Genomic DNA, 12,943 nt, shown 5'->3' with positions numbered 1-12,943 from the left:
GCTAAAATACTCATGCGATTTTTCTTGAAGGTCGCCTGATCCATTTGACTGACATCTGCTTGCATTTGTTTTAGATAGGCCAAATAAACCGTTTTTTGTTCTTCTGTTAAGACACTGTACATATTATTTTCAATTTTTTCTGGTAAGTCTGCAAGCACCGTTTTCTTGTCTCGTCGTAAAATGAATGGTTGAATCATTTTGGCAATTTCTTCCGGCTTAATTTCTCGAAAGGCTTTTTTGCCTGGGAACAATCCCGGTAAGATCATTTGGAAAATTGACCACAGTTCATCTAAATTATTTTCAATTGGTGTGCCACTTAATGCAAAACGTTGGGGTACTTTTAAACTTTTTAAGGCTTGCGCCGTTTTAGTCCCACTATTTTTAACCATTTGGGCCTCATCTAAAATCAAATAGCCGACACTCATTTCCTGATAAAGCTGAACATCTTGTCGCATACTTGCATAAGAAGTAATCAGAATATCTTCGGTGCTATTTTGTAAAAGCGCTGCTCGTTCTTGGCGGTTGCCAGAAACCACTTGAACATTTAAGGTTGGCGCAAAACGTTTGACTTCGGCTAACCAGTTATAGGTTAAACTTGCAGGAGCGACAATCAAAGCTGTCCCTTTCAAGCGCTCTTCTTCTTTTTCCGAAAGTAAATAGGTAATGGTTTGCAGTGTCTTCCCTAAACCCATTTCGTCAGCTAAAATACCGCCAAATTGATAATGGCTAAGCATTTTCAGCCATTTATAACCTGTTTCTTGGTAATGGCGTAACGTTGCTTGTAAGGATTTGGGGACTTGCGCTTCAAAGTTTTCTGGATGCGTTAAATCCGTGACCATTTTTTTAAAGGAATCTGAAAAATGTGCCCGCTCGTTGTCTTCTAATAAACTTTCGATCATGAGACCTTGATTTTTGGGCACATGAATGACATTGTCTTCTTGATGCATATTTTTTCGTAGCTTCGTTAAAATTGCACTTGTATGGAAAAATTCCTCTGAGTCAAAAGCAAGAATTTCACCACTTTTTAACGTATAAAAAGCATCATTACGTAGCAGACTAGTCAATACTGCATCGATTTCGGTTTCATCAATGCCAGTGACATCAAACCGAATATCTAACCAAGAATCCCCTTCCGCAACTTCAATCGTTGGTTGATGATGCTGGGCATCTAAATACAATTCCCGTAATTTCCGTCCCATCCGAACTTCTCCTAATTGACGGAAAGCTGGAACTTCGGCTTTAAAGAAATAATACAAGGACTCCCCAGCAGGTAAGACTTTTTCAAAGCCAGTGGTTGTTTGCTGATAGGCAAACTGTTGAAATTGTTGCTTAATTGCTGTTTCTTTTGCTTTATCTCGAACGATTTCTTGATTGACTTCAGGTAATTGAGCATATTTCGGGTTTGTCGAGAAAATGACTTCTCCATAGTGATAGTCAATCCGAGCGTTAATCCGACCTTTAATTTTCTTAAAAATAAAGACTGCTTTTAAAGGATGATGGACGACTAATTCTTCAACTGATTCTTCAACAGACACTCGACCAATTTTTTCCAATAATGGTAACACTTCACTAAATAAATCAGAAACTGTTTCTTTTTCATAAATAATTGACGGCTCTTCCAAGCGTTTCATTAATTGAAGTAACGTGGTGTAGATGGCTTCCTGCTCTTCTGTTAGTAAATAAACCGTTTGATCCGCAATCGCCCAGTGATAGTGGGCTAGAAACGTTGTAATAGGATTCTGAATAGTTAATTTGAAGCTTTGTTCCTCGGTTTTTTGGACTGTAAACGTAAGTGGCAAACTGGTTTCTTTGAACGTTAGATAGCGATACTTATGAGTTTGATTGGTCAATATAAACTGACCCGTTCGATTCATTTTTTCAACTAACGATTGACTGCGATCAATTGGTAATAATAGATAACGTTTGTCGATTTTCCCTTTAACTTGAATACCGTTTGCACCTAATAATTGGCTGGTATGATAAATTGCCGCAAGTTCTGTTAAAATTTCTTGAATCTCCATTGAAAAAGAATCATGTAGCAAAGTAAATTGGTGTTGTTTATTCACCATAAAAGTCATTTCTTTTTCATATGCTTGTAAAAAATCACCAATATTTTTCACAATATATGTTTTAGGTTTGGTGCCTTCCAAACCAATTTTTAAAGAAAGACCAATCGTTGATAATTCTGGATAGTAATTATTCGTTTCAATCACATCTAAATGAAATTCTAAACGTAAAGGCTGCAAGGGAACTTCGGCAGAAGCTTTGCTTAATTTGGCAAAGCCTTTGGTAAACATTTCAGCTGTTGATCGATTTGTTTTCTCAAAACTGACTGTTTGATTCGCTTGAATAATTCTTGACACGCCTCGTTGTTTCAGTGCCAGTTCAACTGCCACTGTATGCTTGCAATAGCCATGTTCCATCCAATATTGACATTCACAAACATCTTGCTCTTTGGCGGTACCATCCAATTCAACAAGATAAAGTTCTTCCCCTAAAACCTCAGACAACCAGATCCTTTTTTCTGGATTTTGAACGATAGATAAGACCCGGCCTTCTTGCATATATTCGCGCCCTTGTTCAACGATTCGCTCTGGAATACTCCATTTCATCGACTCACCTCCTCTTCTACTAAGCTAGCTGATAGTGAACGGTACTTTGACCATTCCCATTGCTTTTTATTTGTAATTGTTGTGGAATTCGTACTTTTAATTCGCCAATATGACTAATAATCCCAATCATGCGGCCTTCATTTTCAATCGTTTCTAACGCCTCCATTGCCATTTCCAATGCTTCTTCATCTAAGGAACCAAAGCCTTCATCAATAAACAACGCATCAATTAAGACTCCGCCTGCTTGTTCTTGAATCACTTCTGCTAAAGAAAGTGCCAAAGCTAACGCTGCTATAAAACTTTCCCCGCCTGATAACGTGTGAGCGCTGCGCACCGTCCCTGAATTGTCATCATAAATATTGATTTCTAGCCCCGTTTGATTCCGATAACTACCTGCTTCGTGATTCAATTCAAATTGATAACGACTATTGGTCAGGCGGTCTAAACGCTGATTAGCGACTGTCAGCACTCTTTCTAAATACGTTTGTAACATATACCGTTCAAAACTAATTTTTTTAGGATTATTGCCATTCACCGTATCTGCCAATTGTTGTAGTGCAGCAACTTCCTCAAACTTGTCTTCAATTGTTGTTCTTTGCGCATTAATTTCTTGAACCAACTGTTGATTATTCAGCATTTTTTCATGCAGTTGATAGTATTTTTTTTCTTGTTCTTCAATTTGTTGTGTTATTTGTTCAATTTCTGTGGTGATTAAAGATAATTCTGGGAACGTATCACTAGATAATTTTTTCTCAATTTCAGCGAGTTGGATAGTCAGTTGGGTTTGCTCTTGTTCAAATAAAGCAATTTGTTCTTGCTGACTTTCTAGTGTCGGTACCTCTTTCAACCACTCCGTCAATTGGTCCTCTGTCACGCCTTGTTCCGTTAAAACTGCCTTTAACTGACTCTCAAGTTGCGCGACTGTTTGTTGAAGTGTTTGTTGTTCTTTCTCCAAATGCGTCAGCGTACTTTCAAGGATCATTTCTTCTTTCTTCAAGGTTTCTCCTTGTGTCGTCACGTTTTCTTTTTGACGTTCAAATGCAGAGAGTTCCTCTTGAAGCAAAGCTTGTTGTTTGGTCATTTCTTCGTATGTGACGGTTGCATCCAATAATTGGCTAGCAATCATTTGCTGCTGGATAGTGATTCTTTCTAGACTTTGTTGCATTGTTTCTACTTGTTGTCGGAGCACTTCAAAGCGTTGGGAATTTTCAGCTACTTGTTCCTCTAGTTCCGCCAGACGGTCCTTTTCGACTGAAATTTCCGTTAGTTTTTGTGCTATTTGTTGTTTTTCTTTAGCTAATTGCGACTCAACTTCCGCAATTTCTGCAGGTGTTACTTGTGAAAAAGTTAGTCCTGTTAACGGCAACTGCAAGTCAGCAAACTGCGCTGCTAATTGTTCTTGTTCCTCAGTATACGCAGCTTCCTGTTCTTGTAATTGGCTTTCTTTCTGTTGCTTTTCCGCCCCTAATGCAGAGAGCGTTTCAGTAAATCGTTGTACCGTTTTTTCAACTTCCGTTAATTCCCGTTCCGCTTGATTAATCTCTTCTAAGGAAACTTCTTGATGAGTTTGTTGCTTTGGATGTTCTAAAGAGCCACAAACTGGGCAAGGTTCCCCCTCTTCAAGTAACAAGCTTAATCGTTGGATTTGTAAAGAGGCCCATTGACTTTTCTTTGTCTGCAACTTCGCTTCTTCGGCGCTTTTTTGTTGCTGTTCAACAGCAAACCGTTGTGTCAACTCGTGCAATTCCACTTGGTTTTGACTAATTTTTTGCCAAGCTTTTTGATTTTTTTGCCAACGTTCTACAAAATTTTGCCAATGATCTGCTACACTAGAACATTCAAAATTTGCTTTTTCAAGTGTTCCTTCTTGTTCAATAAATTGTTTGGCTGTCGCCACTTTATCCGCTAATGTTGTTTTTTCCTGTTGGCAAGATTCATACTCTTTTTGAATGGCTTGATAATTGGCTTGTTCTGCTATTTGTTGTTGGGCTAACTGTTCATATTCTTGGTATTGTGGTAATTGACGTTGAATCGTTTGAAGACGTTCTTGTTTTTCAGCAATCAATGGTTGTTGTTCTTCCAACTCACTCATGATTGCTTGCCAATCTGTCAATGCTTGTTGCGTTTCCATAAGAGCTTGTTGTTTGGACTTTGTTTCTTGCTCTTTTTGTTGTTTTTCGCTTCGTTTTTCAAAGACTTTTTCAGCTAAAGATTGCTGTTTTTGGCTCCATTTTAATTGCTGAATCTGTTCCTTTAACCGCTCAATGACGGTTTCCTGTTCAGCTTGTTTTGCTTTCTTTTCCAGTAATTCTTCTTTTTGCTGTTGCAAGTTTTGCCGTTCTTCAATGGCATAACGAACTTGCTCTTTTGCTTGTTTGGCTTGTTTTAAGGTTGCAATTTGTTCTCTTTCAACTAATAATTGTTGCTGAGCCTCTTGTTGTTGGCTTTCTAATAATTGAAGTTTTTCAAAAAGTGTCATTGTCGGTTCAGGTTCTTCTGACCAATGCAACTGTTCTGTTTTCAGTTCAATTTTTTGCTGGGTTTCTTGAATTTCTTGATTGGCAATTTTTAAGCGTTCTTTTAAATTTTCGCTGAACAACTGATACAATTCTGTTCCGAATAAATTACGCAAAACCTTTTCTTTTTCATCACTTTTAGCAATTAAAAAAGTCCGAAACTCTCCTTGTGGTAACAATACAATTTGAGCAAATTGATTGGCATTCAAATGCAATAATTCTTGAATGAGTTCGTCCACTTCGCGTCTTTTAGAATAGGCTCGTAGTTCTTTCCCTTGAGCATCTTTGACAATTAAAGAAATTTTGGCACTTTGTTTACGGACTCCTGTGCCACGTTTTTTAAAAAGTTCTTGTTCGGGAAGGCGGTTCAGTTCATAGAGATACTCGTTATGTTTAAAAAGCAAAGTAACTTCAGTGGCTTCTGAGGGGTCAGCAAATGTGGAACGCATTTCTTTGCCTAAACGTAATTTTCCAGAACTTTCACCAAACAAAGCATAGCTCATTCCATCAAAAATCGTTGTTTTCCCAGATCCTGTTTTTCCACTAATTAGAAAAAGTGAAGAATCTTCAAACTTCGTAAAATCAATGGTTTCATTAATATACGGTCCGAAGTTTTTCAATGTTAAAGATAATGGTTTCATCCTGTTACTTCCCTCTTTCTAATTGATTAAGTGTACTCAGTTCTTCTTGGACCCATTGTGCTTGTTGTTCTGTCAAGGCCTCTCCTGTCACATCGTTAAAAAAGTCATGCAGATGTTCTTCTGGTGAACGTTGTTCTATTTGTACCACTTTTTTCTGATTTCCGTTGCTTGTTTCTCGACCATTCAAACGTTCCAGCCCAATAATTTTGGGGTAAATTTTTCGCAATTGATTCATCATGTTGGGAATGATCGCTCGGTCGGTTAATTGGACATGTAAATAATTTTCCCGATTCACTTCTTGATAAAAAGCGGGATCCGTTAACTGCTGAAACGAGCCCGTCAATTGTTGAATGTCTCGCAATGGTTTCAAAGCACGGAATTGAAAATGAACTTCAGTTTCTGTTTCAACAAGCCAAACACCCTTTTCTTGTGTCATTTCTGATAAAGAAAATTTTACAGGCGAGCCACTGTATCGAGCATTAGGTGCCTGCAACGCATTTTTTCCATGTAAGTGGCCCAACGCGACGTAATCAAAAGGCTCTAACAAAGCTGTCGGTACAACATCCAAACCACCCACTGTTAATTTTGTTTCAGAATCAGTTTTTTCACTGCCAGCGACAAAAAAATGACTAACTAACACCTGTTTTTTATTGGGGAGAAAAGATTCCTGCATTTTCGCGACAACTTTTTCCATCGCCGCCTGAATCGTTCGAATCGTTTCATCTTCAAAATATAAGCGAGCCGCAATCGGTTCAAAATAAGGCAACAAATAAAATTGGGTATTGTCGATTTCAATTGGTTGAAAGGCTTGTTCTAAACGCGTATTCAAATGAAATTGCGTTTGGTTAAACCAAGGGCCTCCTGTTTCTAAACGAGTGCTGCTATCATGGTTTCCCGAAATAGCTAACACGGGGAAATGCTCTTTGAGATTCATTTGAATCATCATTTCATTAAAAATCTCGACTGCTTCAACCGCTGGAACAGAGCGATCATACAAATCTCCAGCGATCACAACAGCATCCACTTGCTCTTCTTTCGCAATTGCTAAGATTTGTTTAAAGGCTTCCCTTTGTTCTGCCAATAAATCAAAACCATGTAATTTTTTGCCAATATGCCAATCTGCTGTATGTAAAAATTTCATTTTTTCACCGCCTAAAAAAGTCCTTCTTATTATTATAACAAATTTCTGGTATTTTTTAAGAAAATCGGTCAGAAGAATTAGATTTTTAATAAACTTTTTTCTTAACGCAAGAAAAAAGACAGGGAGCATCATCTTTTGATGAAACTACCTGCCAGTAACATTCCTATTCTGTAGCGGTTTGTTTTATTCTTTTTCTGTTGATTCATATTTAAAAGTTGGATCAATTTCTTTATCTAACTGATCAAATGCTTCTTGCATCCGACGTTCCACTTCAGCTAAACCGTCTTTATCCATTTTTTTAATATCGCTAATATCGATTGGCTCTCCAAAACGAACCGTTACTTTTTTACGTTTAAACAACTCTTTTAAAGTTAACGGACCTTGATAAACAGATGGCACGATAGGTACTCGCCCCATTTTAGCAATCAAGGCTACCCCGCCTTTTAATTCTGAGGAATGACGTGTGCCACTGGGGAACATAATCAAACTTAAATCAGAATTTTTTAAAATTTTGACAGGTGTTTTAATCGCGCTGGGACCGGGTTTCTCACGATCCACCGGAAACGCATTCGCATGTTTTAAAATGAAACGTAAAACAGGATTTTTAAACAACTCTTTTTTTGCCATAAAACTAAACTTCTTAGGACTGCCAGCAACAGCTAAATACAACGGTTCCCACCATGTTCGATGCGGCGCAACTAAGACATAGTTTTGGTCTTTTGGTAATTTTTCTTTATTTTCATAATGTGCATTTCCATTAATCACAAATAAAATGACGCGAACCACGCCACGCATAAATGTAAAAAACATAATTTTCTTCCTTTCTTCTCTCCGCTTTCTAGTATGCCGAAAGCTCTACCTTTTGACAAGCTTTTTTTACTTCTATCAATCAGAGAAATAACATGTCCCCACTAATCTAGGGAACAGATTTTGTCATACGGGTTTAAAAGTAGTATAATACATGAACAATCAGATGAAAAGTTGGAGGTTCTTAACCTATGTTATTATCCGGCGAACGGATTGATCAATTATATGCGGATGATATTCAAATTATTCAAAGCAAAGAAGTCTTTTCTTTTTCCATTGATGCAGTCTTATTGGCTAATTTTCCGCAACTACCAAAAAAAGGCAAGATTGTCGATTTGTGTGCTGGCAATGGCGCGGTTGGCCTCTTCGTTAGTCGGAAAACAGCTGCAAAGATCGACCAAATCGAATTACAACCTCGTTTGGCAGATATGGGTCAACGAAGTATTCTATTAAATAAATTGGAAAAACAAGTAACGATGTATGAACGTGATTTAAAACAAGCGACAGAGGTCATCAAAAAAGATTCTGTCGATTTAGTACTATGTAACCCCCCATACTTTAAAGAACGACCAACTAGCCAAAAAAATCCAAACCCGCATTTAGCGATTGCCCGTCATGAAATTCACACGTCTCTTCAAGAAGTGGTCACTGTGTCGGCGGATTTATTAAAAACAAATGGTCGCCTCGCAATGGTTCATCGTCCTGATCGTTTCCTGGATATTTTACATGCCATGGAAAACGCCAATATTGCGCCGAAAAAAGCTCGGTTTGTTTATCCGAAGCCAGGCAAAGAAGCCAATGTTTTACTAATTGAAGGCATTAAACAAGGTAAAAAAGACGGTTTTCGTGTGTTACCACCTCTTTTTACATACAATGAAAAGAACGAATACGAAGCAGAAATGAAGGCTATGCTGTATGGAGAATAAGAAATCCCATTATTTTTATGTTTTACTTTGCCAAGATGGTTCCTTTTACGGTGGCTATACAACTGAGCCAGAACGTCGATTAACCGAACATAATAGCGGAACTGGTGCAAAATATACTCGATTAGCCAAACGACGGCCAGTCAAAATGATTCATACAGAGAAATTTGAAACACGTAGCGCGGCCACCAAAGCCGAAGCCGCCTTTAAAAAATTAACGCGTAAACAAAAAGAACAGTATTTAAAAACCTTCCATTAAGTGACAATCAGCAAAAAGAAACAGCCATCATTTCATCAATGAAATGATGGCTGTTTCTTTCTCTTTTTAAACTAAGTTTTCGACAAAATGAATAACCATTTCGGCTGATTTTTTCCCAGCTTCATCGATGAATTCGTCAAAGCTTTGAGTTGCTTCGCCATCTGCTGTATCACTCATTGCCCGTACAACTAAGAATGGAATATTGAACTGTGAAGCCGCTTGGCCAATTGCTGCGCCTTCCATTTCGCAAGCTAAGGCTTCAGGAAACTCTTTCTTAATTTTGGCGATTTTCTCAGCGCTATCCACAAAAGTATCTCCAGTAACAATCAATCCTTTACGAATAGCTAAACCAGTTTTTTCAGCAGCTTTCGCAATTTCCATCCGCAAGTATTCACTTGTTTCAAAATACAAAGGCACACCACCAGGCAATTGTCCATAGGCATAACCAAAACCAGTGACATCAACATCAAAATAAGCTAATTTGTCTGCAATGACTAAATCGCCGACTTTTAGTCCTTCACCGATACCACCAGCAGAACCTGTATTAATCACCATATTTACGCCATATTGATGAATCAATAAAGTCGTGGTCACAGCTGAGGCCACTTTACCAATTCCTGAACGAACCACAATCACCTCGTGTCTTCCTAACGAACCAGAAACAAATAAAGCGCCTGCTCGTTCCCATGACATCGTGTCTGTCAATTTTTCTTTTAGAATTTTGACCTCTTGATCCATTGCTCCAATAATTCCAATTTTCATAGTGATTCCTCTTTTCTATAAATTCAAAACGATATATGCCACAACGGCTAATAAAATCGCTACAATAATAATTGCCTTGTTTAACCAAGTACTCCGTTCTCGACGCTTCGAATATTCTCCTACTCGTGACTTGTTGATCGGTTTTTGTTTTTTCTTTTCTTTACGATAAAACGTCGAAATTTCTTTTTCTTTTCGCTTATACGCTTTTTCCGCCAGCTTCTGCTCTTCTTGCTGACGACGTTCCGCTTCTTTTTCTTCTGCTTCTCTGCGTTTGCGAAGCTCTGTCCGAGTGACTAACGGACCTTTGCTCATTGCGTGTCCTCCTTAAACTGTCTCTGCAGTAAATACAATTCCCAGTATTGTATAGCAAAAAGTGTTTTGGCATCACAAATCGTGCCTTTTGCCACCTCTGCTTTGGCTTCAGCTATTGTTAGCTCGTAAAGTTCCAAGATTTCATCTTCATCTTGAGGACGCGGATTTTCGACTTTCTGCAAATCCGTTGCCAAATAGAGAGCCAATTTTTCATTAGCAAATCCTGGTGACAGATACATTGAATTTATGTAGGTGAGGTGAGCTGCACGATACCCAGTTTCTTCTTCTAATTCCCGCATAGCCGTCGTTTCCAGTTGATTTTCTTCTCCAGGATCAATTTTTCCCGCCGGAATTTCTAAAATTACTTGTTCCAAGGGTTTTCTAAATTGTTTAACTAAGACGATTTTTCCTTCTGCGGTTAACGGAATCATAGCTACTGCGCCTGAATGAAAAACCAATTCGCGTTTAGCTGTGCCGCCTGTCGGTAAAGCCACGTCATCCAAAAAAACATCAATAATCTTTCCTTTAAAAATTTCTCGACGTTGAAGTGTTTTTTCTTCGAAGTCCTCATAATTTAACATATCTTTCACCAACCTTTCTTGTTTATCATACCCTAAAATGATAAAAATCGCACCCCTTCTTCTCTAGTTAAACCCTTTTCAAAGAAAAAAATTTATTGCTTTAGAAAAAAATTACATTTTCGAAAAAAAATAGACATAAAAAATTCACAACTTCCTTGTATTATTTAAGCATACCAACAAACAACCCTAACAAAACACTTTTTCATTTTTAACTCCTTTCCCGTCCTACCCCCAATTAGGACGGGTCTTTTTTTGCGTTTTATACTTTTTTTCTTAGGATTTCACTAAATCATAAAATACATCTTCCGCTGTATGTCTTTTCTCTCACAGAGTATGCTAAAATAACTATTGTAACGAGAGCTGACTCTTTCGAGGATTAGATAGATAGGAGGAACTATATAAATGAACAAATTAAATACAAAATTACTGATTGGCTATATTCTTTTAGGAGCCTTAATCATTGCTGTCGCTAGAGAATATGGCTTCTTCGCTTTTGTGATTCTGGTAGGCTTTTTAGTATTCGTTCTCTATCGAAAAAAGAAAAATGCCGCCGACAAGAGCGATCAAATGCCTTACTTAACGAAAGATAAAGAAGCCCATTATCGTGAGTTGGGGTTATCTCCACAAGAAATTGATTTTTTCAGAAGTACAATGAGCACAGCCAAAAAACAAATCATACAATTACAAGAAAACATGAATCGTTCAACTAAATTACGGGCGATTGACTTACGTAATGATACAACGAAGGTTTCTAAAGCTCTGTTTAAAGAGTTAGTGAAAGAACCTAAAAAGTTACACTTAGCCAATCACTTTCTCTATACACATTTACCAAATATCGTTGACTTAACAAGTAAGCATTTAGAAATCGAACAACATGAAGTAAAAAACAAACAAACGTATGAAAAATTAGAAGAAAGCGCACAAATCATTGACCAATTGTCAAAATTAGTTAAAAATGATTATGAGGAAATCGTTTCCGATGACTTAGACGATTTAGATGTCGAAATGTCGATCGCTAAAAGCAGCTTGTCGCAAAAAGCTGCAACTGAGGAATCACCTCAAGTAAACGAAGACCAGCAATAATCATTAGGGAGGAAAAAAAATGACTGAGCAACAACCCAAAGAAACAACATCTGTAACCAATACATTGGACGATTTATTAAGTAATCCATTTTCATCAATGGATGAACTAACACCAACGCAACAAAATGAACTATCTGAGTTAAAAGAACAGCAAGCAGCTCCTCGTTTAATTGATAAATTACCACAAGAACGTCAAGCCCAAGCAAAAGAATTAGCTTCAAAAATTGATGTCCAAGATTCACAAGCAGTAATTACCTATGGTTCAAATGCCCAAATCAAACTCGGCGAATTTTCGCAAGCGATGTTAAACCACGTTCAAGCACAAGACATTGGTCCTGTTGGTGATTCACTGACCGATCTAATGTTTCGTTTAAATGAAGCCAATCCCAATGAATTACGTGCTGGCGAAGGCAACTTTATTCAAAAAATGTTAGGTAAAGTCAAACAATCCGTTTACGAAATTACCGCCAAATATCAAAAAATTGGTGCGCAAATTGACAAAATTGCTGTCAAATTAACCCATGAAAAAGATGGTCTTTTAAAAGATAATGCCATGTTAGATCAATTGTATCAAAAAAATAAAGATTATTTTGATGCCTTAAACATCTATATTGCCGCTGGGGAATTAAAAGCAGAAGAACTACGGACGCAAATTATTCCTGAAGCCATGAAAAAAGCGGAAGAATCTGGAGATCAAATGGATGTCCAAATTGTTAATGATTATAACCAATTCCTAGACCGTTTAGAAAAAAGAACCCATGATTTACGCTTGGCTCGTCAAATTACGATTCAACAAGCCCCACAAATTCGTTTAATCCAAAATACTAACCAAGCTTTGGCTGAGAAAATTCAATCATCGGTGAATACAGCGATTCCGTTATGGAAAAACCAAGTAGTCATCGCCTTGACCTTACTCCGTCAAAAAGATGCTGTGACTGCTCAACGTCAAGTCTCTGAAACCACCAATGACTTACTGAAGAAAAATTCAGAAATGCTAAAAATTTCTGCAATTGAAACAGCAAAAGAAAACGAACGTGGCCTAGTCGATATTGAAACATTACAAAAAACACAAAATGATTTAATTGAAACTATCCAAGAAACATTACGTATTCAACAAGAAGGAAAAGAAAAACGCCAAGCTGCCGAAATCGAACTTGGCCATATGGAAGAAGATTTGAAAAATAAATTATTAGAATTAACACAATAAACACTGTCTAGAACAAACTTCTTATAGTAGAAGCCTGGGACAAAAATCACTTTGGATTTTTGTCCCAGGCTTGCTTTTCTTTTTACGCTTGAATATTGT

General features: G+C 37.5%; 11 protein-coding genes. 4 read left to right on the top strand and 7 right to left on the bottom strand.

Annotation, left to right across the window (positions count from 1 at the left end; genetic code table 11):
• From KQI94_RS13645 to KQI94_RS13630, 4 genes are all read right to left on the bottom strand, one after another.
• A partial coding sequence (locus tag KQI94_RS13645; protein ID WP_216454522.1) for an SNF2 helicase associated domain-containing protein occupies positions 1 to 2,612 on the bottom strand: 2,612 nt, incomplete at its 3' end.
• 19 nt (positions 2,613 to 2,631) lie between these two features.
• Positions 2,632 to 5,769, bottom strand: a complete 3,138-nt coding sequence (locus KQI94_RS13640; RefSeq protein ID WP_002368829.1) for an SMC family ATPase — start codon at positions 5,767 to 5,769, stop codon at positions 2,632 to 2,634.
• A 4-nt stretch (positions 5,770 to 5,773) separates the two neighbouring features.
• Positions 5,774 to 6,910 (bottom strand): exonuclease SbcCD subunit D, encoded by a 1,137-nt coding sequence (locus KQI94_RS13635; RefSeq protein ID WP_002368828.1) that lies wholly within the window; start codon positions 6,908 to 6,910, stop codon positions 5,774 to 5,776.
• A 183-nt stretch (positions 6,911 to 7,093) separates the two neighbouring features.
• Positions 7,094 to 7,720 (bottom strand): 1-acyl-sn-glycerol-3-phosphate acyltransferase, encoded by a 627-nt coding sequence (locus KQI94_RS13630; protein WP_002356461.1) that lies wholly within the window; start codon positions 7,718 to 7,720, stop codon positions 7,094 to 7,096.
• Positions 7,721 to 7,908: 188 nt separating this feature from the next.
• Between KQI94_RS13630 and KQI94_RS13625 the strand changes: the two genes are divergently transcribed.
• Both KQI94_RS13625 and KQI94_RS13620 read left to right on the top strand, forming a co-directional pair.
• A complete protein-coding gene (locus KQI94_RS13625) occupies positions 7,909 to 8,643 on the top strand; it encodes a tRNA1(Val) (adenine(37)-N6)-methyltransferase (RefSeq protein WP_002356457.1) in 735 nt (244 codons plus the stop codon).
• Positions 8,633 to 8,899: a GIY-YIG nuclease family protein gene (locus tag KQI94_RS13620; protein WP_002356455.1), complete on the top strand. Its 267-nt coding sequence runs from the start codon at positions 8,633 to 8,635 to the stop codon at positions 8,897 to 8,899. Before KQI94_RS13625 ends, KQI94_RS13620 begins: the two co-directional genes overlap by 11 nt.
• Before the next feature lie 66 nt (positions 8,900 to 8,965).
• Here KQI94_RS13620 and KQI94_RS13615 read toward each other — a convergent pair whose 3' ends face one another.
• The 3 genes from KQI94_RS13615 to KQI94_RS13605 are packed head-to-tail and all read right to left on the bottom strand — an operon-like array spanning position 8,966 to position 10,554.
• Complete coding sequence (locus KQI94_RS13615; protein ID WP_002356454.1) at positions 8,966 to 9,661, bottom strand: 5'-methylthioadenosine/adenosylhomocysteine nucleosidase; 696 nt, start codon at positions 9,659 to 9,661, stop codon at positions 8,966 to 8,968.
• 15 nt (positions 9,662 to 9,676) lie between these two features.
• Complete coding sequence (gene macP, locus KQI94_RS13610) at positions 9,677 to 9,973, bottom strand: cell wall synthase accessory phosphoprotein MacP (protein WP_002356451.1); 297 nt, start codon at positions 9,971 to 9,973, stop codon at positions 9,677 to 9,679.
• Positions 9,970 to 10,554: an NUDIX hydrolase gene (locus tag KQI94_RS13605; protein ID WP_002368827.1), complete on the bottom strand. Its 585-nt coding sequence runs from the start codon at positions 10,552 to 10,554 to the stop codon at positions 9,970 to 9,972. The genes macP and KQI94_RS13605 overlap by 4 nt, the downstream gene beginning before the upstream one ends.
• 402 nt (positions 10,555 to 10,956) lie before the next feature.
• On the opposite strand from KQI94_RS13605, the gene KQI94_RS13600 reads away from it, so the two are divergent.
• Positions 10,957 to 11,637: a 5-bromo-4-chloroindolyl phosphate hydrolysis family protein gene (locus tag KQI94_RS13600; protein ID WP_002356448.1), complete on the top strand. Its 681-nt coding sequence runs from the start codon at positions 10,957 to 10,959 to the stop codon at positions 11,635 to 11,637.
• A 19-nt stretch (positions 11,638 to 11,656) separates the two neighbouring features.
• Positions 11,657 to 12,844 (top strand): toxic anion resistance protein, encoded by a 1,188-nt coding sequence (locus KQI94_RS13595; protein WP_002356447.1) that lies wholly within the window; start codon positions 11,657 to 11,659, stop codon positions 12,842 to 12,844.
• The last annotated feature ends 99 nt before the right edge of the window (positions 12,845 to 12,943 follow it).

The sequence above is a fragment of the Enterococcus sp. S183_ASV_20 genome, from assembly GCF_018919685.1.
In the GTDB taxonomy this organism is placed as follows: domain Bacteria; phylum Bacillota; class Bacilli; order Lactobacillales; family Enterococcaceae; genus Enterococcus; species Enterococcus faecalis.
The sequence above is the reverse complement of the archived record's forward strand: the minus strand, read 5'-3'. Positions and strand labels throughout refer to the sequence as shown.